This is a genomic window from Mycobacterium sp. MAC_080597_8934 (genome assembly GCF_000523975.1).
In the GTDB taxonomy this organism is placed as follows: Bacteria; Actinomycetota; Actinomycetes; order Mycobacteriales; family Mycobacteriaceae; genus Mycobacterium; species Mycobacterium avium.
Genome location: NZ_JAOS01000060.1, coordinates 30,779 through 55,962, shown reverse-complemented (window position 1 = coordinate 55,962; position 25,184 = coordinate 30,779). Strand labels below are relative to the sequence as shown.

The window sequence follows — 25,184 nt, the reverse complement described above, 5'->3', positions numbered from 1 at the left end:
CGGCAGGCTTAGATGCGTAAGGGGCTCCTGGGCAGCATCGCCGGTTGCAGCCGTACCAGCTCTAGGGCTTCCAGTACGGCCGGGTCGTCGGGCTCGTACCCCCTTCAGCACGAATTGCCTCGCGCCTACTTCGTCCGTGTTCGGGTAGACGCAGGATGCAAAGTCGGCTCCATGTCTAACTGGCCCAGCCCAAGGCGGGGCACTGTGAGGTTGTCAAGGTGCGGAAAACGCGCACCCTCACACCGAACGGTGAAAGGTGGACCGCGTTCTCGCGCGTGCCTCCCGAAGGGCCGTGACTTCAACGCCGGACTGTTTGCGTTCCGCTTGGCCGTGCTGCTCTCGTGGGCCGACTCAATCGGTCGCGCGCCGTTTTCCTGCGCCCTAGTGCCGTCGTCAGCGGCACGCCGAAACCATTACCCATAAGTAGCTATCTGTCACATCAATGCCGCTTTCAGCCCTTTAGAAGCCGTTAACGATAAGCGCGTGCCGTTTGCTGGCGTTGGACCTGGCTACGAAAGCCGCAACCCTCCGGCCTGCGGTAACTACGGGGCATGGTGCGGGTGTGACAGCTGTGATCGTTGCCAGGGGACGGGGTGCTTCGTTCTGCCCCTTTCAGCGGCTTGCCTTGCCTGCGTCGGCTTCAGTCGACGTGAGTCACCTGACTGCTGACACGATGCTGACGCTGACTGCCGGGCCATGCCGGGAAGGCCGGTTGTCGGTACTGCGCGGCAAATGCCCTGACTTGGACATTTGCCTTGGTGCCCCCCTGTTCAGAGTCGGTTGATGGGTGACATTTCTATGTCGGTTGATCGGTGACACTCTGGGTTGTGTTTTAGGCCGGTGCGTTGGTGCGCAGGGCCCGTTTGTTTCGTACCTCGCCGCGGCTGGTGCGTGCGGCGGTTTTGACCAGATTGTCGCCGACCCAAAACCGCAGCAGGTCCCCATCGACGTGGACATCGCAGCGGGCGCCGGCGTAGTGGCGCCCGATACAGACCTGCTGCCAGGACACGCACACGATGCCGTTGGAGCACACCCGCCGACTCACCTAGTCATCGCCACTGCGGTCGACGTGTCGGGCACACGAGTTCGACGGTGGTGATGCCGGCGCACCGGAGTGAAACCGTTGAGCCGGTGTGATCATCTTTTGGGGCTTGGTGCGGCCGGGTGGTGTTGTAGTCCTCGACCCACTCATCGAGTGCCTGCTGAGCGACCTTGAGGTTGGTGAAAGGCTCACGGCCGCTAAGGAACTCAGCGCGCAGACTGCGGTGAAACCGCTCGATTTTGCCGGTCGTGGTCGGGCTGCGCGGTTGGGTCAACAGATGTTCGATGCCGTGCTCGCGGCAGATCGCATCAAAGAGCACCTCGACCGGTGGATGACAAAACCGCCCGGTGAACACCTTGCCGTTATCGGTCAAGATCTGCTCAGGCACCCCGTAAGCGGCCAGCGCCGCTCGTAATCCGTCGCAGACCGCGCGGGTGCGCTCACGGGCCATCAGCTTGGCGCACACACACATCCGGGAATGATCATCGATGCCGGTCAGGGCTTTGGCGCTGGTGCCATCGGCCAGCGGGAACCCGCCGACGATGTCGAGCTGCCACAACTCCATCGGCGCCCCGCGCTCCCAGCGCTTCCACTTGCGCGAGCGCCGATCCCGCACGCTCGGGTCGATCAGACCGGCCCGCACCAGCGCTCGATACACCGCCGACTCCGACGGCACCGGATGGACACCTCGCTTGGCCAACTCGAACACCAGCCGCCGCGGTCCCCAATACGGCCGCGACCGCCGCAACTCCAACACCGCCGCCTCCACTATCGCCGGCATCTGATGCGGACAACTCACCGGCCGATGCGACCGATCCACCAGCCCCTCCAGGCCCGCGGCTTCATACCGGGCCAGCCATCGGTGCAGCGTCTGACGCGCCACCCCGAACTTCTCTGCGGCCTGCGACACCGACAATCCGTCACTGATTACCGCCATCACGGCCTGATACCGCTGCTCAGCCACACTTAACTCCCTCATCTAGGGAGTGTCACCGATCAGCCGAAACAACTGTCACGCATCAGCCGAAACACTGACACGCATCAACCGAAGGCGAAATGTCACGCATCAGCCGACGTCATACATTATACGTCTGGTGCCCCCACTAGGACTCGAACCTAGGACCTGCGGATTAAAAGTCTGGATCATGCGGCGTGAGTTACGGAAAAGTGACGGACGCCACAATGGGATCCGGAGGCCTTGACGTAATTGCGATGCAACCGTCACCAAACTCAAAGAAAACTCATGATTTAGTTCCGGCCGTGACAATTAGACATCCGTTGATTGAGCAGTGGGAGCTATGGCAATTCGCTGCCAGGCGGTCCGACGTAACCATTAGCGAAAGGATCCGAGTCGTCACTCTGTTTGCGGAAGAGACTGGCTGCTCACCGGTTTCGGCTCAGCCCATCGAGATAATCCACTGGATGAACAGGCACACAGAATGGTCTGGCGCGACAGCAGCGACTTACCACAGCTATTTGCGGGCGTGGTTCAAGTGGCTAACAATTATGGACCACCGAATCGACGACCCAATGGTCAAACTGGGGGCACCCCGTTATCCAGAAAGGGTTCCCCGCCCCGTCAGCGATGACGATTTAGTCCGCTTGTTGCTGACCCCAATGCACCACCGCACGCGGGTGATGATTCTCCTCGCGGCGCTCGGCGGCCTACGCGTCGCGGAGATCTCACGGGTCCGCGGCGAGGACATCGACATCGCCAAGCCCGCGATCCACGTCGTCGGCAAGGGCAAGCGCAGCGCTTGGCTGCCGCTGCACGTGCTTCTCGTCGATGCGGCCTTGACGATGCCGACGCGGGGGTGGTGGTTCCCGGCGAACTCGCGGCGCCCGGGCGACCATGTGCATTCCAAATCGGTCAGCGACATCATCGGCAACGCGATGCGCCGCGCCGGCGTGCGCGGCACACCGCATGGGCTCCGGCACTGGTACGGCACCACACTGCTCGATGACGGCGCCGATCTGCGCACCGTGCAAGAGCTTCTGCGGCACCGCTCGCTGTCGACCACCCAGATCTACACCTGTGTGACCGACGAACGCCGAGCCGCGGCGGTCGGTCGACTGAATCCTTTCCGGGGTGCCTCCTAGATTTGTCGCGCGTACAACAGGAAGGAGTTACGATCCCGCTGTGAGGACCCACGCGCTCCTGCTGGCTTGCGCCCTAACCGCATTCGCAGCCACGCCATCAGCCCGAGCCGACAACGGCGATGCTGACTTCATCAGTTTCCTCGAGCAACACAACCTCGGGTGCGGCGAGGGCGCGCTGAAATGCAGCAGCGATACCGAGCTGATAGGTATCGGCCACTCGGTCTGCTACGACATCGACAACAACGGCCAGACCCCCGGCGAAGCCGCCAACAAGCTCGTCGCCATCGGCGATGGGTGGCTCAACCGTGAGCAGGCCTCCGTGATCGTCGCGGCGTCTCTGGTCAATTACTGCCCATGGGACAAGTTGTGAGCGAAGAGACCGAGACTGCGGAATCGGCCGATGAGACCGTCGCGGGGACGTCGCATGGCGCGGGTGGTGACGAGACCGAGGTCGTCCCGCCGGTCACCGAGGTAGCCCCGGAGTTGGCGTGGTCGGCCTGCGAAGACGAGGCCGGCCTGGAGCCGGCGCCGGCCGCCGGCCGATCGTGGGCCCGCACCTGCGGCTACGCCGCGCTGATCGGAGTGGTGCCGGCCGGCCTGTTGATCCTGATCTTCGGCTTCCCGTGGTACTGGTTCAGCCCGCGCTCGAGCGCACCTGCGCCGAGCGTGGCGGCCCCGACGCCGGCGCCCACGGTCGCGGCGCTTCCACCCGCCGGCAGCGCGCCCCCGCCGGCCGTCCGCACGCTGGGGCCTGTGGCTGTGCCACCGCCGTCAACGGTGACCGTCACGGCAGTGCCGCCGGCGACAGTGACCGTGCAAGCAGCGCCTACGCTGCCGCCGACGGACAGCAGCTGGACGCCGGAGCAGCTCGCAACCTCGACGTGCGATGTGCTCTGGGGCGGGGGCAGCCAAGCCGATGCGATCCAATTCGTGCGGAACAAGACCGGGTGGGATTTCGGGCCCGCTCAACGCTGGACCGCTCAGGCGACCTCGATCACCTGCCCGGGAGCCGGGCACTGACCCGGCCGGCTCACCACCGGTCGAGGATCATCGCGAGGATCGCGCCCATGAGCACCACCACCGCGGTCCAGCCGGCCACCAGCACCAGCAGCGGGTGATCGGCCGGCCTCATAGTTCGATGTCGAGTTCGGGAGGGATCGGCGGGTAGTCGGCGCCGGGCAGGTTCTCCTTGATCCAGCGGATTGTGCGCCGCATCCATGCCTCGGCGATCCGGAACTTCTTCTCCGCGACGTCGCGGGCCTGGCGGTCGGCTTCGGCGAGCCTCTCGGCCTTGTCGATGCGTTTGGCGTTCTCGACGATCTCTTCGCCCTGCTCTTGGAGCCGCTTCTCGATGGCGTCGGTGTAGCGGGCCCAGTTCTCGCTGGCCGCCGCGTAGGCCTTGGTGAAGGTGTCGTTGATGGCCGCCTGCGCGGTCGCCTCGGCGGTCTTCGTCGATGCGCGGGCGGCTTCCAGCGCGGCGTTGGCTTGGATTGTGGCGGCGTTGGCCTGTTCCTTGAGGGTGTCGATCTGCTCCAGTGAGGCTTGGTGGTTCTTCTTGGCTTGGAACAGCACCCCGAGTAGGCCGATGACGGCGACCACGAGGGAGCCGAAGACCGGCCCCCAGATCGTCCAGTTCACCGGCCGGCGCTGCGGCGTGGCCTGGCCACGACGTTGCGCAGCCAGCTGGCCGTCCGGTTGGGCACCTTCAACCCGACGACCGCGTACAACACCACGCCGAGGGCTTCGTAGCCGCCGTGGGAGAGCGCGTGTGGCCAGTCGAGGGCGCCGAGGTCATGTCGTGGGGCGTCCTGCCACGCCGCCAGCAGTGCGGCGGCGAACGCCACTCCCGCGAACTCGAACGTGTTGGCCGCCCAGGTCCAGCCGGGCCACTTCCAGTTGATCGCCACGTTGGCCTTTCAGGTCTAGGAAACCCCGCGGGGCGGCAGGTGTTTGTCGCCCGGCGGGTTTCCAGTCAGGTCAGGCCGACAGGAAGGCGTCGACGTCCTTGACGAACACCTCGGCCTTGGCGATGAACGCCTTCACCTGCTCGGGCAGCGGCAGGTCTTCGATCACTTGGAGCACGGTTTCGGCGTCCTTGACGAGGGTTTCGGCGTCGGCCTTGAGCTGGGCGGGATCGATAGTGGTCATGACGGTATTTCCTTTCAGGAGAGGGTGATTCGACTGCGCGGGCGACGCTGCCCGCGCAGGGCTCTAGGCGAACTGCGGTGCGACCACCTGGGTCAGGTAGTTGATCATCGGGGTGATGTCGTACGCGTAGTGGTCCGCTGACGGGCCGGCGGCCACGAATTGCAGGCCGTTCCAGATCGCTTCGGCCATCGCGATGACCATCGTGATCGGGTTGACGAACTGCTCGACCGCGGCCTCGATCAGCGCGACGAGGCCTTCGATGGTGCCGCCGAAGTCCTGCGACACGATGATGTTGTAGATCAGGGTTTCGTCGTGTCCGACTTCGGTTTCCGCGGTCCACGGGTCGGTGCCGATGGGCGCGTTGGTGTACAGCTCGGTGGCGCCCCCGTCGGTGCCGAGCCACACGAAATCGAGCCAGTTGGACGGGGTTTGGGCCGGGGTGAGGCAGTCGGGGCCGGAGATGCCTCCGGTGACCTGGCCGTCGCGCAGGCCGGGCATTCCCCAGCCGGCGTAGGCGTTGCCGTTGGCGTAGCCGGGTGAGCGCAGCGGGTTGCCCCACATCAGCGCGGCCGGCACCCGGGCTTGCAGCCCGTTGGCGAGGATGAAGTCGCGCCACCACCAGCTGCCGCAGATCGCGCCCTGGGAGTAGCCGATGGGGATGATCAGGTTGTTCGGCCACACGTCGGTCGCCAGCCGGACCCCTTCGTTCTTCCCGTCCAGCGCGGAGGCGCCCATGTTTGGGTTGAAGATCGACGCGGGGTAGTTCCCGACGGGCTGCCAGGTGAACACGTTCGGGAACGCCGCGGCGGCGGCCTGGGCGACCGCGGCCGGCTGCGGCCATCCGGTGTTGTCCATCGCCGACCCGGTGCCCGCCCACGTCATCAGCACGATCGGCAGCTCACCGCTGATCGCCCAGGACACGCCGGTGTGGTCGACGAACGCCGACGTCGACGAGACACCGGCCAGGGCGTCCATGATGTTGGCCCAGGTGACCGCAGCGGTCACGACGCGGCCTTCGGGGTGGGCTCGCCGGCCTGCTGGTACAGCGCGACGATCATGTCGAACCAGTCCAGCCCCTTGTACAGGCGCAGCCCGACTTTGCCGCTGGTCGTCTCGACGTCGAGCACCGACGAGGTGGTCTGGCCGGGCGCCTCGGGCGGGAAGTAGACGCCCGGGCCTTCGTACTCGTGGAGCTGGTCGACCTGACGGTAGGACAGCGGCGCCCCGGTTTGGGCGTCGATGCCGGCCAGCGCGCACATGACGGTCTGCGCGATCGCTCCCGCATTCGGGCTCATGGCGCCGAGCTTCGCCGGGCCGCCGATCGTCGCCAGGGTTTGCACCGGCAGCAAACCGAAGATGTGCGCGGCGACCGCATCGACCAGGGTCAGATCGTCGCCGTCGGCGATCTTCTGCGCCAGCACCGCCAGGGCGTCGGGCTTGCCGGCCAGCTGCGGCCACGCGCCGAGCTGCCCAGCGATCGCGTCGATTTCTTGCTGCTCGGTGGATTCTGGCTGTGTCACGGTTCCTCCTGTAAACAGTTGTGCGAGCTGGTCTTCGGTGCCTTTGAAGGCGTTGCAGTCGACGGTGATCCCGGCGACCAGGGCTTGGTCGGTGAACTGCCAGCAGGTGGGTGTGACGCCCCCGTAGGGCGCCCAGCCGGAGCCTTCGTCACCGCCCGCGGCTTCGTAAATCTGTGAGGCGTAACCAGTGCCGCCCGGGTAGGCCGAGGAGACGATCGCGCCGGCCTGGGACAGGTCGCCGCCTCCGACCTCGTCGAAATACCAGCGCGGACAGTAGCCGACCCCGACGGTGATGCCGGCGGCGTTGAACGCCGAGGCGACGGCGTAGTAGTTGGCGAGGTCGCCGCCGTTGGCCTCCCAGTCGAACATCGCGTTGGGCAGGCCGCCGGCCGCCAGGTAGGTCTGCGCCTGGGCGCCAAGGTTGTTGGTGGTGACGTAGTGGTAGCCCAGCACCGGAAGGTTGGCGTCCCGGCAGGCCTGAAGGACGACCGGCCAGAACGGATCCTCGTAGTAGTCGCCCTCGGAAACCTTGTGGCACATGCCCGAAAAGCCCTGCGGGATCAGCTGGTTGACGAAGTCGACCGCGTCCTGCTCGGAGTTCCAGTTGTTGTTGGAGCAGTCCGGGTAGAACAACGTGCCGCCGGCCGGCCCGCCGAGGCGCGGGAAGTCGGCGACCGGCGAGCGCCGCAGCGCGGACAGTTCACGTTCGGTTGACCAGTGGCTGATGTGTGCGAGGCGGTCGGTGTAGCGGACGTGGTCGTCGCCGTGGCGGCGCACCTCCCACTGCAGTCGCCCGTCGACGACGACAGCGGTGGCGGTAGCGCCGGCCTGGTAGCGGGTTTCTCCGACCAGCTCGGGGTGACCAGACGATTTCATAGCAGATTCCTTTGCGTGAGTGCGTGATTGGGGAGGTTCAGTCCATCAGCCGGCGCTGATCTGCTCGCCGGGGTCGGCGTCGTCCGGGCGGATCCCGCTCGGCGGCTCGCCGGCGTCGGCGTCGTCGACGCTGACCCGGCCGCGCTTGCCGCGCGGCGCTTTTGACATGACCGGGCCGGTGTTGAGCAGGTTCAAATCCGTTGCCAGCCGGTTGAAGTCGACACCCTCCGGGGACTTGCCGCCGGTGAACAGTTCCTCGGTGAGCGCGACGACCGCGACCGTGTTGTACGTCGCGTAGAAGGGGGCGGTGATGCCGCCGTGACCGCCCCACGTGAACAGGCCGGCCTCGGTGCGGCTCGCGGCGTCGACGACGGGAATGTAGTGGCCGCCTTCGATGCGATGCCGGCCACGGAGCAGATGCCAGGGCTGGCCGGCCTCGAACTCCGCCTCGCAGTAGTCGGGCACCTGGATACCGATGCCGACCATGTCGAACAGCGACAGGGCGATCAGCAGCTCGTCGAAGTCACCCGGGGTCAGGCCGGCGTAGGCGACGATCTTGTGCCGGTTGCCGTCGGCGTCGACCAGGCCGGTGTTCTGCCGGAACTCGTACAGCTCGTGCACGTCGGTGCCCTGGTCGGTGCTCGGGTCACCGGGCACGTAGCCGGTGATCTCGGAGTAGTTCTGGACCGCGGTCTCGTCGGTGAAGTTGACCGTAACGCCGCGCAGCGCGTTGGCCAGCCGGATCTCTTCGATGCTGCCCGCGATTGCGCAGTCGCCCAGCTGGTCGTTCATGAACATGTGCGGCTGGATCGCATCGGCGTGGCCGAGTGGGTATTTCAGCGACTCGACCGACGGGAGGTCGCTGGTGTAGTAGTCGCACAAGCGGACTCGGGGTTGGGCCACAACGGGTTTGAGGCCAAGGCCGTATTTCACGAGGGTTCTCCTTCTGTCAGCCGCCGGCTGGCGGTCTGGTGACGAATCGGACGAGGCCGCCGTATTCGGGTTCGGGGCGCGGCTGCTTGGGCGGTGTGCCGCCGCGCGCGGGGATCGGGGTGGGCAGCGGTAGCGGTGTCGGGGTCTCGGTGGCCGGTAGCGGTCGCGCGGCTGCCGGGGCCGCGGGGACGGTGTTGTTTGGTGGCTGCGTCCACCACTGCTGTGGCGCCGACAGCGGCCCGACCCGCGTGGCGTTGCCGAACGCTGCCCGGACGCTGCTGACCGCGACCGCCGGCGCGGCTACCGCCCCGGTGGCTTCCGCCGAGAGTCGGTTGAGCGCGTTGGCCACCGCGGTGCCGGGTGCGCTCATCGCCCACAGCGAGGAGAACAGGCCCAACACGGCGAACGGGACGTCGTAGGGCCCCGACGACAGGAACGACTGCAGGTATTGGCCGAGCAGGCTGCCGTTGTCGAGCCCGAAGATCGGCACATTGTTCGGGTTCAGCAGCGACACGATTTCCTGCGCGATGCCTGCCGTGGTGGCCGACTGCGGTTTAGCTGCTAAATGGCTGATCTGCGAGGGCGCGGTGAACGGGGATAGCTGGGCTGCTGCGGCCGAATTGGCTTGGTAGTGCGCCATCGCGGCGGTGTCTTGGGCCCACATCTCGAGGTACTGGGCTTCGAGGGCGGCGATGGCTGGGGTGTTCTGGCCGAGCAGGTTGGTCGCGACCAGCACGCGTAGTTGGGCCCGGTTGGCGGCGACCAGCGCGGGCGGCACGGTGGCGGCGCGGGCTGACTCGTACGCTGCGGCCGCGGCGCGCGCGGCGTTGGCGGTGTGCTCAGCTTGCGCGGCGGTCGTGGTCAGCCACGCCGCGTAGGCCAGCGCGCTTGCGGTCATCGCGTCGGCGGACGGCCCGCGCCAGGATGCGGCGAGCCCAAGCACCGTTGAACGGAAACCGGCGGCGCTTTCGGCTAACTGCGCAGAGATCGCATCCCAGGCGTGTGCTGCGGTTAGGAATGGGCCAGAGCCCGCACCGGCATACATGCGGGCTGAGTTGATCTCTGGCGGCAGCAGCCAAAAGTCCACCCGCTTAGGTCTGTTGGATGATCAGGTTGAAGGTCTGGTCGTACTGGCGGCCGTACTCGGTGACGATGTGCACGATCACCGGGTAGACGCCGCCGGTGACGCCGCCGGTGAGCCACCCGGTGGCCTGCGTGGTCGTGACGTTGACCGACACCACCGTCAGCCCCGGGCTGACCGGGGTGAAGGTGGCCGCCGCGACGCTATCCCCTGTTCCGGCAAGCCAGTTCGTGAAATCGAAGGTGTAGTCCAGCACCGCGTCGGCGGCCTGGGTCCAGGTCGGGCCGACCCGGCCGAAGCTGGTCACCACCTCGGTGCTTCCGACCGGCACCGAGTAGGTGCGCAGCGGCGACGGGGTGTGCACCCGATAGTCGGCCAGGCTCGCCGATCCCACGATGGGGCCGATGACGGCCGAGACGTTGAGCGTCACCGGCGCCGGGAGTAGGTTCACCGCGACGGCACCCCAGGCCGGCGTGTAGGCCGACATGCTGGCCGCGGACACCACATACGGCGCGCCGGCCGCGTCCCCGAGCAGCAGGATCTGGTCGGCGCTGCTCGAGTTGACGATCGCCCGTTTCGTCTGGTTGTAGCCGAACGCGTTCGCCCGCGGCGTGATCCCGTGCGCGGCCACCAGCCTCGCGGCCGGCTTCGTCGACGGCGCGGTCAGCTGATTGAGCGCACCGTTACTCGAGACCGGGGTGTCGAATCCCAAAGCGCCGATGTAGGACACCGACTGCGCCGTCATGTACACGGGCGCTGAGGAATTCACCTTGATCGTCTGCGCCCCCACGGGTGGGTCGATGACCCCGAACAGGTACAGCGAGCCGAACGGGTAGAGCCACGGGTTGCTGCTGTAGAGACCGTACGTTTCGCTGGCGAGCAGGGTCATCGGTTTGCTGCCGACTTCCGCGGTCAGGGTCACCGCCGCGGTGTTGTAGATGTTGACCGCGGCGAGCAACGCGGTGGCGTCCGCGGCGAGGGTGTGCGCGATGCTGCCCTCTGCGAGGTAGCCGGCTGCGTCGGTTCCGACTGCGTCGAAACTGATTGCGTTGCCCAATAATCCGACACCGAGGCCGGCCCATTCCTCACTGGCGGCGGGCGCGGTCGCGGTGAAGTCGACCAGGCCGCTGCCGGCGGCGTCGCCGATCAGCAGCGGCTGGTTGGTGTTGGCGACCGAGGCGATGTTGGCTCGGCTGGTCTGGTTGTAAGAGGCGAACGAGTCGCCCCCGGCGGCGACGGTGCAGCCGAACGCGTTGACGAACAGCGGCGCGGTCGGTGAGGTGACCGCCAGCGCTGCTGACGCCCCGGATGCTGTTGTGCCGGAACCGACACCGGCGACTCCGGAGTAGCTGGCGGTGGCCAGCGCCAGGGTGCGGGCACCGGATTCGGTGCCCATGCCCGTCACGGACGCTGTCACGGTCTGCGCGCCCGTCGGCGGGTTCAGGAGGTAGAACAGCTGCACCATGCCGGTGTTGGAGTTCCAAAACGCTTGGGCTTCGGGGACCGGCGTCATGGCTTGGCCGCCGAATTCGACGGCGAACGTGGCCCGGATGCGTCGACCGTCCCGACCCATTCGACCGCCGCGATCACGGCGGGATTGGGGGCGCTGCGGCTGACGTTATGCGTCGTCGCCGGTGTGCTGCCGGTGGTGGCCGATCCCGCGATCGATGCGATTGCGGTGGTCGACGAGTCGAAGATGACTGCCATGTCAGGACGCCATCCCGGTGGTGGTGAGGTTGCAGACGTTGAGGAGCAGCACGTCGCCGTCGGCGACGGTGACGGGCGGGTTGGCGGCCAGCGTGAACATGCACACCGCGGAGGCGTCGCCATCGAAACCCGTCCACAGGCTGACGGCTTCGATGGTCTCGCCGGTGGTCATGTTCCACGACGGCGCCGCGCCGGTGAGCTCGGTGGCCCCGTTCGTGGGGGTGTCGACCGCGAGCTGCTGACGCGACGTCACCGCGGACAGGTTGGACGTTCCCGCGTTGCCGGGATCCCCGTTGTGCAGCTGCGCGCAGACGATGGGGACGGTCAGCGGCACGTTGTTCAGCGTCGCGAGAAAGAGATCCGCGAACGCGGGGGTGATTCCGTAAGCCATGAAATCCGCCTTAGGAGTGGGTGATTTGGAAGATCCCGGCGGCGTTCCAATCGATCTCGAACGTGCCGTCGGTGTCGGAGACGAGCTCTCCGTAGTTCACGTAGCCGATGAGCGGGTTCGACGCGGCCGCGCCGGGTGTGACGTCGACGATCGCGGCGTACTGGGCCGAGATCGTGGAGTCCGGTCCCCATGAGATGTTGTTGGCCGTAAATGTCAGCGTGTTCGACGCGTAACTGGTAGTCACGCTTGAAAGTGCTTGCCCGCCAGCGGTGTATCCGGTTCCAGTGATCTCCTGGGCGGCGATGTCGGACTGGTAGCGGTGCGCATCCGACGGGGTGTAGCCGGAGCCGAGCAGCATCACATGGAAGCTGTCAGTGTTGAGGTTGATCTGTTTGTTGGCAAGGGATTGCAGAAAACCGCCGTAGAGGGCTGCTGTCATAGTCATCGGATTGTGTTGGCCTTTCGTGTTATTGCCATTCGACCAAGAGGTGTCCGTCGCTGCCGGGGCGAATGCGCCGCCGACGCCGCCGTTGGAGTTTCCGTTGCCGCCGCTGCCGCCGCCGGCGCCCGCGTTGCCGCCTTTGCCGCCGGGGCCGCCGTGCCCGGAGCCGAAGATGACGATGCCGACACCGCCGCCGCTGCCGCCGCCGCCGGCGTCATGGCCAGCAGCGGCATCCGCGCCGGGTTGGCCGCTGCCGCCGACGGAGCCGCCGCCCGTGCTGGCTGCACCGCCGGCCGCAGACGGTGAGTTGCCGCCCGCCCGCCGCCGCCGCTGTTGCCGGAGCCGCCGCCCGCCGCCGCCGCCGACTTCGTTGACGGTGTCGCTGGCGCCGCGCCGCCGCCGCCGGCGGTCGTGCCGGTGCCTCCGGCGCAGCCGGGATGGGTGACCACCCCGGTCACACCGGCCGCCGTCGGGGTGCCCCCGGCGCCGCCGGTGGCTCCGCTGCCGGGCTGGCCGCCGCCGGCGGTGAGGTTGACGTTGCCGGACCGGAAGAACGTGTCGCCGCCCGCGGCCGCCGCGGTTGCGCCGCCGCGGCCGTAGCCGGTCGAGTAGGTGGTGCCAAGCAGCGAGCGGGGAATCCAGACGCGGTCGATACGGGCGCCGCTGCCGCCGCCGCCCATGCCCGAGGCGAGATGGTTGCCGACACCGTTTTGGCCGGCCGCGCCGCCACCATTGGCGGTCACCCAGCAGCCGTTGCAGCCGGCCGGCACCGCCTGGTTGGTGTGCTCGACGTTGGTCTCGGTGAACGGGGTGAACGTTGGCCCGGCCGCTGACGGGACACGCATCTGCGCGGCTGCGGCGGCTGCCGGCGCGGCGATACGCGCGCTCGCCGAGACGGTGGGCGCCAGTTCGGTGGCCCTGGCTTGCGCGGTCATGACCGGGATGACCGCGCTGCCAGCCAATCTCGGCATCAGCGTTTGCGCGGCGGCAGCCATCGTCGGAACCGAGACGACCGACTTGGTCGTGGCGGTCGGCGCCAGCGCGGCCGCCGTGGCTGTCATCAGCGGCGCCGCGACAGCCTCGCGCGTTGCCACAGTGGGCGCCAACGCCGCCGCCGCGGCCATAGCCAACGGCACCGCCACCTTGGCGCCGGCCGTGACCGATGGCGTCAGCATCCCCGCGTTGGCGTGCATCGTCGGTGCGGGCGTCCGGTACGTCCGCACCACCGGCGCCAACATGGCCGCGGCCGCGTTCATCGGCGGCACGGCGACAACACCGTCAGCAGTGACCCTGGGCGCCAGCATCCCGGCCGCGGCGCGCGCGGTCGGCGCCGTCACGGTCTTGGCCGGCGCCCACAGGCCGGCAGCTGCGGGCGCCCACTCCAAGCCGCACGACCCCAACACGAGCGTGTCCCCGTCAGCCACGGTGACCGGCGGCTGCGCCGGGAGCGTGAACATGCACATCGCGCTCGGATCACCGTCAAACCCCGACCAGAGACTCACCGCCGCGACCGTTTCCGCGGCGGTCACCTCCCAAGACGGAGGCACGCCAGTCAGCCCGACAGCGCCCGTGTCCGGCGCGGTAACGGTCAGCTCCTGGCGCGCCGTGATCGCCGACGGGTTGCTCAGTCCAGCCGAGCCCGGAGCGCCGTTGTGCAGCTGGGCGCACACGATCGGTACCCGCGGCCGTCCACCGCTCAACGCCGAGAGAAGCAGGCTGGCGAACGCCGGTGTCATACCGTAACTCGCCAACCCGCTCCTCCTCTCAATGGTGATGCGTTGTGTTCCAAAGCCATTCGAGAAGCACCCCGAGAAGCACAGCGGCGCCCAGCGTCCAGGCCGACGTCACGATGTCGGCGACCGCGGGGCCCATCGCGAACGGTCCTACGCGGTGGCGGTGATCGGGGTGCTGGCCGCCGATGTCGCGGTGATGCCGTCGGCGCCGGTGACGGTGTAGGTGAACGCGAACTCGTGCCCGTCGACGAGCCCGGTCACGGTGAGCGTGACAGTGTCGCCGTCGACGATCGGGTCACCCGAAAGTTCCGCTGCGCCAGTGGCGTCGGCGGTGAGGTCGGTTTGGGTGACCTCGTAGTTGAACGGCCCGGTCGCTGTGTTCGGTTGCGGAAAAACGATTTCGGCGCTCAGACCAGGCTGCGCTGATACTGTCGGCGCGATCATCATGAATCCAGTGATCACGATTTATCCTGCCGTTCCGGTGTTAGCGATTTCGCAGAAGAAGTCGGCGGATCCGCCGCCGACGATGGTGTTGCGGTAGGAGCTGGAGTTGCTGTAGGACACGAACCCCGGCTGGACGTAGTCGCCGGCGTCGAGCTGCACACCGATGAACGATGCACCCTTTTGGATGTAGTACGGCAGCGCTCCCGGGGAAGTCAGGCAGATGACGTCGGTGTCATACAGCAGACCGTTTTTGAAGATCCCGACACCGAAATAGGCATAGCTGGCGCCACTTTTCGGCACCCACTGGGTCATGACCCGCACGTTGTAGATGGCCGACTTGTGGACGGTGAGCTTATTGGTGGACGGGTCGTAGGTGTAGTTCGAGGTCTGCGCCTGGATGTTGTTGAAGTAGTTGGCCGGCGCCAACGTGCAGTTGATGTTGTTGGCCAACGTGATCGTCGACAGGTTGCCGGCTTGGAACACGTCACCGATGATCGGGCCCGGAGCGTCGTCGACGAACCCGAACGACGCCATCTGGGAGGGCGCCATTCCCGCGTACTGGGCCAGCCCGAAGCCGCAATACCGGTATGCGGCACCGTAGTTGGTCACACCCGAGGTGTCGAGGTATTCCAGGATCGCGACACCGTTGACGATGATTTGAAGCAGCGGATGGTTGTTGCCGTCGAACCCGCAGGACAGCGAATACGCGGCGCCGGCGTAGAACGTCGGTTCGCTGGGCGTCCACTGCGCCAGCACCGTGTCTGTCCCGTTGACCACGTTGTGGATCGAGTACAGGATGGGGCTGATCTCGGCGTAGACGTAGGTGGTCATCGACGCGTTGGAGCGGCCGATCAGGATGTCATAGCCGGAGCCTTCGGACAGGTTGAAGTAGTTGTAGGAGCCGGGCGCGTTGTAGTAGACGGCGGAGACGATCTGGTCGTCGGTGTTGGTCGGGGTCGGGTGCAGCGCCAGCCCGGTGAAATTGGCTGTGCCGCTGGGGTTGAGCTGCGCATAGCCTGAGCTGTTGATCCCGAGTGTGCCGTAGCCGGCCGGGGTGTAGGTCTCGGTGAATCCGGCCAGTGTGGCGGTGGAGAAGTTCAGGAAGACGTTGATGCCGTTGTTGGAGTCGGCGGCGTCTTGGGCTTGCATCGACTGCACCGCGGTGTTGGTGGCGGCGATCGTCGCGGCGGTGGCCTGCAGCACGAGCTGGGCGTCCGCGGCGGTCCCGGTGCCGCCGAGGATCCCGCCGAGTCCTTGGATGATGGCGCCGATGATGTTGGCGACGCCCTGCACGGCGGAGACGATGAAGTTCGCGACGTCGTCGATCACCTCGGCGCCGGTCTTGAGGATCAGCGTGGCGATGTCGGCGATCGCCTGCAGGGCTTCGGCCCCGAACGACGCCAGCGCGGCGAACGGGTTAGCGCCGGCGCCCAGGCCTCCGACCAGCGCCGAGGCCACCCCATTCGCGGTGCCGGTCGACAGGTTGTGCGCGCGGCCGATGACCCCGATTTCCTGGGTGGACGGCGAGTCCTGGGGCGGAACGTTGTGGATCGCCGGGTTCGGGGTGATCGCCGGCGGGTCCGACGTCGCGTAGGTGGGGTCGATCGTCATAGCGGCACGAAGCTCGGCCGGACCTGGAAGCTGCAGCGGGCGGTCGTCGACCACTGGTTCGCCGACGCCGTCTGGTTCTCGGCGTACAGGTAGATCGTGGCGGCCTGCCCCGCGGGCACGATGTTGGCGCTGCCCGGCCCCAGCCCGTAGGAGATGGCTTGAACGGTGCCCGGGGATGCGCCGGGGTTGCCGTAGCCGTAGGCGCAGATCTGCCCGGAGGGACCGTTGACGCGGGCCACCAGGTCGACCATGGTGTCGACCGCGCCGACGACGTTGGCTTGGGCTTTGACTTCCGGCCACCACGCCAGCAGCTGCGCGGGTACCTGGATGGCGCCGATCTGCTTCTGGGAGTTGGTGTTAGCCGGGGAGGCGACGATACCTGTTGCGTAGTACCAGTTCCCGACCGGGACGGGCTGCCATTGCGCCTGACCGCTGCCGGGATCCCAGCCGATCATGTATCCGGCCGCCGCGGTCACCCCCCCAAGAACCTGCGAGATCGTCGTCTGGCCGTCTTGTCCCGGCGGGCCGGCCCAGTTGTAGAAGGTGAGGCTGAGCGCGACCGGGTTGCCGTTGGAATCCCATTCGGTTTCAACGACTTCGGGGTTGGGTGAGGGCAGCGGTGTGCCGTAGGCGACCGGGATCATCTGGAAGGTGAACTTCACCGCGGGCCCGGGGGGGCCGGGCTGCACCGCCGGGAACGAGGCTCTGCCACCACCCGGGCCGAACACCACGATCCCGGCGCCGGAGGCGTTGTTGAACGCGGCCGGGAACCACACCGAGCCGTTGAACGTCACCGACCCGTCGGGGTTGGTCGACCACGTATTGCCCGGCAGGTAATAGGTTTGGCCGTTGTACGTGACGTACATGCCGTTGGGGTCGGCATAAAACGCTGGTGCTGTCACGTCAGGTTGCCTCCTGAAAGAATGATGTTCACATAGGTTTCAAGGCCCGAGATTTTCCGCAGGATCTTCGTCGGTGCGCCTTCTTCGCTTTTGCCGTCACCGATCTGCAGGGTTACCCGATTGCGTTCGGTGCGTGAGTCTTTGATGTCGAGCAGCTCGACGTAGTCGATATAGAGCGTGCCGCGGCGAATGTAGAACACGAGGGTTCCGCGCCAGATCTCGCGGCCGACCGCGAACGGCTGGTTGTCGATGAAACTGATTTTCGCCGAGGGGTATCCGCGGATATTCCACAACGCCGAGGCCTGCGAGAACAGGGAGTCGATCGACAGCGCGCCTTCACCGGAGGGAAAGAACTTCTCGGCGAACATGTACGGTCCGCCTTTGAGTTTCGCGTCGTAGTTCTCCGCGACGGAGAAGGCGAACAGCACGTTGTCAAAGATGCCGTCCAACAGGCTGTTCGGTACGCCGGTGACCCCGAGGACGATGGTGATCGCGTCGATAAGCCACTCCAAGGTGGCGTTGATCAGATCGTTGATCCACTTCGGGGACTGGCCACCGATGACCGCCTGGTAGGCGAGCGGGGCGTGGTGGTCCACGCTGAAGTCGATCATCCCCGATTCGACGACGTCGAGGTTGAAATACACGCTCGGCGGTATGAAGTCCACACCGATCGTCGGGGCGATGTACTCGCCCAAATCCGGTGTCAGATAGGAGGCTTCGTTGTTCGGGTTCAGCAGCGGCGCCAGCGCGTTGCCGAGCAGTGAGCCTTCGAGCTGGGTGAGGTCGACCACCAAGCCCTCGAACGGGCCCCACGGGCCGGTGAACCCGGAGCGGTCACGCAGCGTGATCACACAGGTGGCCACCGTCAGCGGGAACCACAGCCCTTCGGGCTGGGGGTCGCCGGGCACCCACATGGTGGCGTCGATGTCGAACCCGTTGTCCTGGACCTGCTGGTTGACCAGTTTCCAGATCGAGTCCATGCGGCCGTTGATCTCGATCCACGCCGAGGTGTCGTTGAGGACGTCGGGTGAGATCACGCAGATCGGGGTGACCAGCATCTGCATGAGGTCCATCGGTTTGGCGCCGTCGCCGTAGAGGGTTTCGGTCAGCCACGCGATGAAGTCCGGGTGCAGGGAGGTGATGTTGTTGACCAGTTCCCACAGCCGGAACTGCAGCCGGAAGGCCTGCTCGCGGATCAGGGTGGCGATCACGGTAAGGCCTGGTCCGATGCCGAACCATTCGCCTGGTTCCTGAATGAATATGGGCAGGAAAGGATTTGGCCACGTCAGGATCCGGTCGAGCCATGTTTTGTCGCCGACGAGCTCGCAGGCGACGGTTTGGATGCCCTGTTTGGATTGGTCGTGGGCGACGTCGATGCGGCCGGACCACCGGTAGCCGGGGTCGGTGGGATGCCACGGGGAGTTGCCCTTGGTGTAGATGACCGGCACCACGATGGTGTCGCACTGGATCGCAACCTCGGCGAGGTCGTCGTCGCCGTCGAGGGTCAGCGATCCCGCCGGCAGATCCTTGCGCGGGTCCATCAGATGCAGGTCGACGTAGCGGCCCGAGCAGTCCGGATCGATGCACGTGTAGTACTGGTCGTAGACGGCCAGGGTGGCCTTCGGTGACGGTATGAGCTGCGGTGTCGCTGCGGCTTTCGCGGTCTGGATCGCAGTCAGCGGGTTGCCGCCCCTCAGTGCTTGGATCAGGGCGGTCGCGGTGGGGGCGGTCACGCCGGGTGAATCCTGCGCGGGGTCAACGACATAACGATCTGGGAGGACGCGGTGCCGCCGGTGATCGACACCGGGATCTGTGACAGCGTGACCTGATCCGGTGTGGCCACACCCGGTATCGGGGTGTCATAGACCCCGGACAGCAGTTTCTGGAACGAGGTGTCGGTGAGGTTGTTCATGTTCACCACTCGCTGCTGGCGCGGCAGCGTGGACAGGAACGCGACGTCTCCGGCCTTCAGCGGCCCGACGGTGATCATGTTCGTGCTGTTGGGGCCGTTGCCGAATCCCCACGTTCCGGGCCCGTAGAACAGGATGTCGGGCCAGCCCTCCTGGGTGCCCTGGTTCGACAGGCCGACATACCCGGTTTCGGCGGCCTGGTTGTTGTCGGCGCCGGCGAAATAGGCGATCGGGGCGGGCTGGGCTTCGTTGAAAATGCCTTGCCCAGTGGTCATTCCGAATCCGGTGTAGCGGTTGTCCGGCCCGAGGGGGCTGGTTTCGCCGGCCTCGGTGAACGAGACGACTTCGGTGCCGTCGAAGCGGGTCACCGCGAAGCTGCGCGGCACGCCCGGGACCGCGCCTGCGATGAACTGCCAGGTCTCCCCGGGCAGCGGCGCGGAGAACAGGTCGATCACCCGGTAGAGCATCGTCACGACACCGTCGACGACGCAGTAGACTTCGATTCCGCCCCAACCGAAGTCGCAGAACACGCCGTTGCCGTTGGCGTCCATTCGGGCGCCGATGACGGTGGTGGCTTCGCCGAACAGCACCACACCGTCCCAGCCGGCGCCGAGGGTGACGGTCACGACTTGGTTGTCGGTGTCGGTGGGCTGGGCGGTGTAGATGTTGAGCACGCCCTGGGTGGAGTTACCGGAGTCGGCCCAGTGGACTTGGCGGTCGGCGCCGACGTACTCGTAGCCGGAGCCCTTCGGGTTGTAGATGGTCGACCAGCCCGGCCCGAGCCCGGATTCGGTTGGAGTGGCGAAGTTGTCGGAGAAGTCGGCGTAGGTGGGCCGCCAGGAGTCGACGACGGGGATGGTTGTCCAGAAGCTGTCGTCGATGCGGCAGATGTGGGTCATGTCCCACACCCCGATCTCGCGGGGGGTGAGTTTCATTGCGTCGCCCCAGGAGTCGGGCATCAGCCGGACCTGGGCGGTCCAGTAGCCGCCGTCGGGGGTGATGTATTCCATCGTCAGGGTGGTGTCGCGTGGGGTGGACCAGGCTCCCATCCATTCGTCCATGATCTGTTGCAGCACTTGGGGTGTGCGGGCATGGACTTGCAGCTTCAGCTTGATGATGGCCGGGTCGTACACCTTGCCCTGGTAGGTGACCCCGTCTTGGCGGGCGGCCTGCAGGTCAAGGTTCTTGAACTTCGCGGCCATCCCGACCGGGTTCTCGACGCACAGGATGCCGTCGGTCACGCCGGGGAACGGCGCCAAGCCGCCCATCAAGTAGAAGATGTGCTGGCGGTCGGCGCTGGTCACCCACAGGTTCGGGAGATCACCTGCGGCGAGCTGGTCGGCACCGTAGGGGGTGATGGTGCCGTTCGGCCACATGCTCACCCTGTGTATGCCTGCGATGCGCCCCACGTCGTGCCGACCGCGCGGGCTGAGTTGTTGATGGCCATCTGCGAATTGATGTCCTCGTGCAGCTGCTTGGGGTCGTTGGCCTGCACGTGCACGGGGCCCATGATCTGGATCGGCGCCTGCGGCTGCGTGTTACCGACGTTGGCGTACTGGTCGGAGGAGGCGTTGGAGGCGAACGGCTGCTGGGTTTGGCCGGCGGTGTTCTGCTGGCCGGCCGGCCGCACACCGGTCACACCCATCAGCAGGCGGCCGGGGATGGTTTTCGACCAGTCGGCGCCGGTGGCGTCGGAGTTCGGGATGAGTGCCTCCAAGATGCCTTCGACGCCGATGCCGGCGGCTTGGGCGCCGTAGGCGGCGGCGCGGTTGAGTTCTTGGAAGCCGATGTTCATCGCTGAGGAGACGGCGCCGCCGGCGCCGCCGAAGGTGCCCATGTCGGCGCCCATCGCGGCGGCCTGGGTGGCCGCGCCTTCGAGGCCGCCGATGATGCCGCCGGAGAAACCGATGCCTGGCAGGGCTCCTTGCCCGGTTCCGGGCTGTTGAACATCAGCACCGGGTGTCGCGGTGTCGGACAGTCCCTGCTTGGATCCGGGGCTGACAGCGCCGGGGCCGGTGGGTTCGTGGATGCTGGCGTTGTCGCCGGGCTTCGGCGCGCCCGGCGGCGGCTCGATCGCGGGCCCGCCGGGGGCGCCGGGCGCCTTGACCATGTTCTGCGGCTGCTGGGCCGGCGCCTGCTGCTGCGGCGGAGGCTCCGGTTGATCGGTCACCTCGCCGCCGGGCGCGTAGTAGCGCACCGACGTCGGGTCGATGCGGCCCTGCCGGATCGCGTCCATGAAGCCGGGTCCGTATTTGTCGACGGCCTCGCTGGGCTCGACATACTCGTGAGGCGACAGCCACGCCGGGATCGTGTCCGTGCCGGACGGGCCTCCGGTGGCGAAGTAGCCGGGCTGGCGGAGGTCGAAGAACTGGCGTGCCTGGTTGCCGAGCTTGGGAAGGTTGAGCCCTGTATTCCACGACGGGGCGTTCGGGTCGTGCCACCAGCTTTGGCCGCGGGTGGACTCAGTCCAGGGCGTCGGCGGCGCTGAGGGCGGCCCGGGCGGCTGCGGCCCCTTGGTGTTTCCGCCCAGCCGTGACAGGTCGGGTTGCATCTTCACCGGAGGCGCAACGGATTTCGGCCCCAGGTTCGGCAACGCCGGGCCGGAATAGTTCCCGTCGGGCCCGATCATGCCGTGCTGCTGCGCCCACGCCCGAACCTCCGCAGGCAGCATGTCGGCGTCGGGTTGCGGCCTCGGCGCCGCGGGCGCGGGGGCCGGCGCAGGCGGTGCGGGATGCGCGAAAGCGTTGCGCAGCAGCCGAAGTTGCTGATCCGGTGGCAGCTTCGCAATCTGGTCGGCGGTCAGCGGCCCGTTGAGGTCGGCCGGGGCGGATGGCGCACCGCCGCCGGACGCGCCAGCACCAGCACCAGCCCCGCCGCTGCTGGGTGTCGGTCCGATGGTGTTGCCGCGGGCTGTGTCGAGCCCGGCGGCGGCCGCGTCGTCAGCGCCCGGCGCGCCTGGCGGCGCGGCGAGCGGGGCGGGATTCGGGAAGCCGAACCGCGCCGCGCCGAGACCACCGGGGACGCCCAGGCCGCCGAAGCCGCCACCAGCGCCCCCCGCGCCGGGTGGGGCTTGGCCGATCGCGGCCCACGCCGCGGTCTCCAACGGCCCCAGCACCAGGTCTTCGAGGAACCCGACGGTCCACTCCGCGAGCCCGGGCAGCCCCTTGGACAGCCCGAAGCGGTCGGCCAGCGGCACCGGCAGGAACGGGTTCTCGCCGCCGCCGGCGCCGCGGCGGCCGTGCATCGCGTGGAACGTGCCGCGCTCGGCCTCGGCCAGCCGCTGCTGCTCCTGGGTGCGTTCGGCCTTGAGGTGGCGGATCTCTTCGTCGAGGCGGTCGCGTTCGGACTGCTTGGCGGTGGCCTTCAGCTCCGAGCGGCGTTTCTCGGCGTTGTCGATCTCGGCGTCGAGGTGCCGCAGCCGTTCCTCGGCCGCCGCGACGCGCTGCGGGTTGGCCGTGTAGTAGCCCGGCTGCCCGCCCGGGCCGGTGCCCGGTGTCGCGCCCGGCGGAATGCCGCCGCCCATTCCGCCGAAACCACCCGCGCCCATGCCGGCGGCGAAACCGGGCATCCCGGTGGCCGCGCCTTCCCCGTACAGGGTGGGCAGGAACATGTGGTAGTCGAACTGGGAGCTGGCCGCGCCGGCCGCGCCGGCGCCGACCCGGAAGTCGCCGTGGCTGCCGCCAGCCTCGGCGTTCTCCCCGTTCGACAGGGTCATCGCGGCGTGCCCGTCGTTGGGGTTAGGGCCATGGTCGTACCAGCCCACGCTGATGGAGCCGGGGCCGCCGATGCCGGGCTGGAAACCCAGCGCGGCCAGCCACTGGCCCATGTTCTTCGTCGTCGGCAGGTTCGTCGCCGGCAACCCCATCGCCCCGAGAATGACCCGGCCGACCATCCCCGAGCAGTCGTCCCGGGCGCCCTGGCTGTAGGGGGTTCCGGCCAGCGACGAGGCGACCGCAACGTCGGGGGCCATGCCGCCGTAGCCGAGCGCGCCGCCGCCGGCGCGGCCGAGCACGATGCGGCCGTTCATCAGATCGGAGCGGAACTTGTACACCTCAGAGTGGCCGCCCATCTTCTGCACCTCCTGGTGGGTCAGGACGTGCTCACCGTCGGCGCCCCAAAACAGCGCGGAGTCATGGCCTTTCGGGCCGGGCGCGTGCAGCGGGCCGCCCTCGGCGTGACTGGTCAGCTGGTTATACAGGCCGACAGCGAAACCACCTGCGGCACCAACACCGGCGCCGATCGCGGTGCCGACGCCGGGAATGATCGAACCAGCGGCCGCGCCGAGCGCCGCACCAGTTGCGGTATCGGTGCCGACCACGGCCGCGCTGTGCAAGAAGCTGTTCGGGTCGGTGTGATCCTGGGCCCACTGGCCGCCGAGCTGCGCCCCGATACCGAGGATGCCGGCGGCCTTCAACCCCGACAGCGCGGTGCTGAGTCGGCTCGTGGCCACCTCGGCGCCTTCCTCCTGGGCGATGATCGTGCCCAGTCCGGACGCGATGGGACGAAGGATGGTGCCGACGATGTCGATCGCCTTGAACGTCAACCACGCTCCGCCGAGGCCTTCGAGCGCAGTGATGACGCCGTGCGCTATGCCCGGGTGCTTGGCTAGTTCGTCACCAACCCACTTCGCATCCTTCGCGACCTCGGTCATCACCGGGACGAAAGCGCTGCCGATCTCTGCTTCGGCGGCGCCGAACGCCGCATGGGCGTCACGCATCTTCGCGTTGAGCGTGTCCTGGGACTCGTGGAAGCCCTTTACCGTGCCGTCGGCTTCGGTGTACGTGGTGGCAATCGCCTTGATGCGGTCGTTCGTCTCTTGCGCGTGATCGCCGGAAACCTGCAGTGCCACAGACTGGCCCGCGACCGTGCCGGTCATGTCACGCATCGCCTTGCCGAGCGTCTCAATCGTGTCGCGCCCGATACGCAACGCCTTGCTGTAACCGTCGACTTTGTCGTTGAGCTGCGCAAACTCCATGAGCTTTGCCCGGTCCTCGGCGACGCTGTCCCGCGCGGCCTTGGTGTAATCCTTGACAGTGATCTCGTTGTTCTTCAACGCCGTCGCCAACTGCGCGGCGTGCGGCGACATCTGCGTGATCATCTCGTCGAGATCGGCAGCGGCCTGCGAACTCTTGAAAAGCTCACCCTGATTGAGCTTCATGCCCGGCAGCAACTTCGACTGCACCGTGTCGAACAGGTACTGCATCGTCCCGGCCAGACCGCGCTCCGAAAACTTCTGACTCACCTCGTCGGCGTTGATTCCGAACTGCGCCATAGCATCCCGCGCGGGCTGAGACTGCCCGGTGAACGCGTTGATCGCGTTGCGCATGTTCTCGGTCGCCTGCTCCGGTGATGTACCGGATTGGGTGAGCTGCGCAAGCGTGCCCCACACGTCTTCGAGCTTGAGATGCGCTGCGGCAGCGACAGGTTCGACCGAATGCAACGCGCCAGCGAAATCCTGGAAACTGGTTTTCGCCGATCCGACAGCGGTCACCATCTGCGACATCAGCCGTGCTGCTTGCTCCGGTTTGACGTTGAAGTCGGTCATGGACGTGGTGAGGCCATTGACCACTTCCATCAGGTCGGCTTGTTCCGAGCCGGCCCCCTGGGCCGCGGCGTCGAGCACCTTCAGGCCGTCGGCCCCCCGGAAACCGGCCTTCTCGATGGTGTACATCGCGTTCATCAGCTCAGTGGTGGTGTAGCCGACCTTGCCGGACATCTGCAGTACGCCGTCAGAAATCGTCTTCAGGTTGCCGCTGAACTGGCCGCCGATCATCTCGCCGGTCTCGCCGGCAGCGGCATGCAGCTTCATCAACTGCTGCTCGAGATCGCCTGCTTTGCGGGTGGTGAGATCCATCGCGATTCCAACGCCGGCCACCGAGCCGATGCCGGCGGCGTTGAAGATCGGGTTCGCCCCGAGCTTCTGCAGCCGGCTGACCGAGTCCGCGGTCTCGTTGCCGGCCTTGGCCAGCCGGCCGTGCGCGGCTTCGGCCGCGATCATCGCGTCGATATGGTCGCGCTGCGAGCGGGCGAGCATCGCCTGCGCCGCCGCGGTGCGGCTGCTGTCGTCCCCGTACTTCACGGTGGCCTCGGCGAGCCGGCGCTGATCGCGGATCATCCGGGCGGCCGCATCCGCTTCCACGTCCGCGGCGCGCCGCCACTCCTGCTGCAGCGCCAGCAATTCCCGCCGGGCGGCGGTGCCGTCCACCGCGGCGAACGCCTTCGACAGCGACCCTCCCAGACCGTGGGAAATGTCGTTGCCGACGCGGGCGAAGTGATCGACCAGCGCCCGGGAGGTCGCCATGAGCGCGCGCTGGTCTATCCGAGATTCAACGTCGAGGTATACA

Annotated in this window: 22 protein-coding genes, 1 tRNA gene and 1 pseudogene; 4 read left to right on the top strand and 20 right to left on the bottom strand. The window is 67.2% G+C overall.

Going from position 1 to position 25,184, the window contains the following annotated elements; translation table 11 throughout:
* Positions 1–832: 832 nt before the first annotated feature.
* Together NF20_RS25775 and NF20_RS27510 are read right to left on the bottom strand one after the other, a co-directional pair.
* Positions 833–2,021: pseudogene (locus tag NF20_RS25775) on the bottom strand (IS481 family transposase).
* 113 nt (positions 2,022–2,134) lie between these two features.
* Positions 2,135–2,239 (bottom strand) — tRNA-Lys (locus tag NF20_RS27510).
* Positions 2,240–2,464: 225 nt separating this feature from the next.
* On the opposite strand from NF20_RS27510, the gene NF20_RS25770 reads away from it, so the two are divergent.
* Genes NF20_RS25770 through NF20_RS25600 form a run of 3 tightly spaced genes read left to right on the top strand, consistent with a single transcriptional unit; the run spans position 2,465 to position 4,162 of the window.
* Positions 2,465–3,142, top strand: coding sequence for a tyrosine-type recombinase/integrase (locus tag NF20_RS25770; RefSeq protein ID WP_255343248.1), 678 nt, complete (start codon positions 2,465–2,467; stop codon positions 3,140–3,142).
* Between the two features lie 40 nt (positions 3,143–3,182).
* Positions 3,183–3,512 (top strand): DUF732 domain-containing protein, encoded by a 330-nt coding sequence (locus tag NF20_RS25605; RefSeq protein WP_011723751.1) that lies wholly within the window; start codon positions 3,183–3,185, stop codon positions 3,510–3,512.
* On the top strand, positions 3,509–4,162 hold the full coding sequence (locus tag NF20_RS25600; RefSeq protein ID WP_033711313.1) for a hypothetical protein: 654 nt from the start codon (positions 3,509–3,511) through the stop codon (positions 4,160–4,162). Before NF20_RS25605 ends, NF20_RS25600 begins: the two co-directional genes overlap by 4 nt.
* 108 nt (positions 4,163–4,270) lie before the next feature.
* On the opposite strand, the gene NF20_RS25595 is transcribed toward NF20_RS25600, so the two are convergent.
* The 12 genes from NF20_RS25595 to NF20_RS27500 form a co-directional block, all read right to left on the bottom strand.
* The gene (locus tag NF20_RS25595) at positions 4,271–4,780 is read right to left on the bottom strand and encodes a hypothetical protein (protein WP_003921237.1); all 510 of its coding nucleotides are present in this window, start codon (positions 4,778–4,780) and stop codon (positions 4,271–4,273) included.
* Positions 4,777–5,049: a hypothetical protein gene (locus NF20_RS25590; protein ID WP_003921239.1), complete on the bottom strand. Its 273-nt coding sequence runs from the start codon at positions 5,047–5,049 to the stop codon at positions 4,777–4,779. Before NF20_RS25590 ends, NF20_RS25595 begins: the two co-directional genes overlap by 4 nt.
* 70 nt (positions 5,050–5,119) lie before the next feature.
* Positions 5,120–5,290 carry a hypothetical protein gene (locus NF20_RS27835; RefSeq protein WP_003921240.1) on the bottom strand — a complete coding sequence of 57 codons (171 nt, stop codon included), beginning with the start codon at positions 5,288–5,290 and terminating at the stop codon, positions 5,120–5,122.
* Between the two features lie 63 nt (positions 5,291–5,353).
* Positions 5,354–6,295: a cutinase family protein gene (locus tag NF20_RS25585; RefSeq protein ID WP_003921242.1), complete on the bottom strand. Its 942-nt coding sequence runs from the start codon at positions 6,293–6,295 to the stop codon at positions 5,354–5,356.
* Entirely contained in the window at positions 6,292–7,686 is a 1,395-nt protein-coding gene (locus tag NF20_RS25580; protein ID WP_003921243.1) for a GH25 family lysozyme, read from the bottom strand. The genes NF20_RS25585 and NF20_RS25580 overlap by 4 nt, the downstream gene beginning before the upstream one ends.
* 45 nt (positions 7,687–7,731) lie before the next feature.
* Positions 7,732–8,619, bottom strand: a complete 888-nt coding sequence (locus tag NF20_RS25575; RefSeq protein ID WP_033711315.1) for a hypothetical protein — start codon at positions 8,617–8,619, stop codon at positions 7,732–7,734.
* A 16-nt stretch (positions 8,620–8,635) separates the two neighbouring features.
* The gene (locus NF20_RS27830) at positions 8,636–9,706 is read right to left on the bottom strand and encodes a PPE family protein (RefSeq protein ID WP_033711316.1); all 1,071 of its coding nucleotides are present in this window, start codon (positions 9,704–9,706) and stop codon (positions 8,636–8,638) included.
* Positions 9,707–9,710: 4 nt separating this feature from the next.
* Positions 9,711–11,213, bottom strand: coding sequence for a hypothetical protein (locus NF20_RS25765; RefSeq protein WP_050594195.1), 1,503 nt, complete (start codon positions 11,211–11,213; stop codon positions 9,711–9,713).
* Positions 11,210–11,407, bottom strand: a complete 198-nt coding sequence (locus NF20_RS25560) for a hypothetical protein (protein WP_033717599.1) — start codon at positions 11,405–11,407, stop codon at positions 11,210–11,212. Before NF20_RS25560 ends, NF20_RS25765 begins: the two co-directional genes overlap by 4 nt.
* 1 nt (position 11,408) lies before the next feature.
* The gene (locus NF20_RS25555; protein ID WP_011723759.1) at positions 11,409–11,798 is read right to left on the bottom strand and encodes a hypothetical protein; all 390 of its coding nucleotides are present in this window, start codon (positions 11,796–11,798) and stop codon (positions 11,409–11,411) included.
* 10 nt (positions 11,799–11,808) lie between these two features.
* Complete coding sequence (locus tag NF20_RS25550; RefSeq protein WP_224133280.1) at positions 11,809–12,237, bottom strand: hypothetical protein; 429 nt, start codon at positions 12,235–12,237, stop codon at positions 11,809–11,811.
* Between the two features lie 2 nt (positions 12,238–12,239).
* Positions 12,240–13,085 carry a hypothetical protein gene (locus tag NF20_RS27500; RefSeq protein WP_155947485.1) on the bottom strand — a complete coding sequence of 282 codons (846 nt, stop codon included), beginning with the start codon at positions 13,083–13,085 and terminating at the stop codon, positions 12,240–12,242.
* Here NF20_RS27500 and NF20_RS27005 point away from each other — a divergent pair.
* Positions 13,042–13,983: a hypothetical protein gene (locus NF20_RS27005; RefSeq protein WP_155947484.1), complete on the top strand. Its 942-nt coding sequence runs from the start codon at positions 13,042–13,044 to the stop codon at positions 13,981–13,983. The two genes, NF20_RS27500 and NF20_RS27005, sit on opposite strands and share 44 nt — an antisense overlap.
* A gap of 140 nt (positions 13,984–14,123) precedes the next feature.
* On the opposite strand, the gene NF20_RS25535 is transcribed toward NF20_RS27005, so the two are convergent.
* The 6 genes from NF20_RS25535 to NF20_RS25510 are packed head-to-tail and all read right to left on the bottom strand — an operon-like array spanning position 14,124 to position 25,141.
* Positions 14,124–14,435 (bottom strand): hypothetical protein, encoded by a 312-nt coding sequence (locus tag NF20_RS25535; protein WP_033711318.1) that lies wholly within the window; start codon positions 14,433–14,435, stop codon positions 14,124–14,126.
* Between the two features lie 3 nt (positions 14,436–14,438).
* Entirely contained in the window at positions 14,439–16,028 is a 1,590-nt protein-coding gene (locus NF20_RS25530; RefSeq protein WP_033711319.1) for a hypothetical protein, read from the bottom strand.
* Positions 16,025–16,930 (bottom strand): hypothetical protein, encoded by a 906-nt coding sequence (locus NF20_RS25525; RefSeq protein WP_142276890.1) that lies wholly within the window; start codon positions 16,928–16,930, stop codon positions 16,025–16,027. The genes NF20_RS25530 and NF20_RS25525 overlap by 4 nt, the downstream gene beginning before the upstream one ends.
* Positions 16,927–18,663: a hypothetical protein gene (locus NF20_RS25520; protein WP_050593682.1), complete on the bottom strand. Its 1,737-nt coding sequence runs from the start codon at positions 18,661–18,663 to the stop codon at positions 16,927–16,929. The genes NF20_RS25525 and NF20_RS25520 overlap by 4 nt, the downstream gene beginning before the upstream one ends.
* On the bottom strand, positions 18,660–20,222 hold the full coding sequence (locus tag NF20_RS25515; protein WP_155947483.1) for a hypothetical protein: 1,563 nt from the start codon (positions 20,220–20,222) through the stop codon (positions 18,660–18,662). The genes NF20_RS25520 and NF20_RS25515 overlap by 4 nt, the downstream gene beginning before the upstream one ends.
* Positions 20,219–25,141 carry a phage tail tape measure protein gene (locus NF20_RS25510; RefSeq protein WP_033711322.1) on the bottom strand — a complete coding sequence of 1,641 codons (4,923 nt, stop codon included), beginning with the start codon at positions 25,139–25,141 and terminating at the stop codon, positions 20,219–20,221. Before NF20_RS25510 ends, NF20_RS25515 begins: the two co-directional genes overlap by 4 nt.
* Positions 25,142–25,184: the final 43 nt, after the last annotated feature.

Bases quoted from the DNA above. Each gene is read 5' to 3' on its own strand.
- NF20_RS25770 (WP_255343248.1), top strand. From the start codon at position 2,465: ATGAACAGGCACACAGAATGGTCTGGCGCGACAGCAGCGACTTACCAC.
- NF20_RS27835 (WP_003921240.1), bottom strand. From the start codon at position 5,290: ATGACCACTATCGATCCCGCCCAGCTCAAGGCCGACGCCGAAACCCTC.
- NF20_RS25580 (WP_003921243.1), bottom strand. From the start codon at position 7,686: ATGAAATCGTCTGGTCACCCCGAGCTGGTCGGAGAAACCCGCTACCAG.
- NF20_RS25765 (WP_050594195.1), bottom strand. From the start codon at position 11,213: ATGACGCCGGTCCCCGAAGCCCAAGCGTTTTGGAACTCCAACACCGGC.
- NF20_RS25560 (WP_033717599.1), bottom strand. From the start codon at position 11,407: ATGGCAGTCATCTTCGACTCGTCGACCACCGCAATCGCATCGATCGCG.
- NF20_RS25555 (WP_011723759.1), bottom strand. From the start codon at position 11,798: ATGGCTTACGGAATCACCCCCGCGTTCGCGGATCTCTTTCTCGCGACG.
- NF20_RS25550 (WP_224133280.1), bottom strand. From the start codon at position 12,237: ATGACAGCAGCCCTCTACGGCGGTTTTCTGCAATCCCTTGCCAACAAA.
- NF20_RS27500 (WP_155947485.1), bottom strand. From the start codon at position 13,085: ATGCGTGTCCCGTCAGCGGCCGGGCCAACGTTCACCCCGTTCACCGAG.
- NF20_RS25530 (WP_033711319.1), bottom strand. From the start codon at position 16,028: ATGACGATCGACCCCACCTACGCGACGTCGGACCCGCCGGCGATCACC.
- NF20_RS25510 (WP_033711322.1), bottom strand. From the start codon at position 25,141: ATGGCGACCTCCCGGGCGCTGGTCGATCACTTCGCCCGCGTCGGCAAC.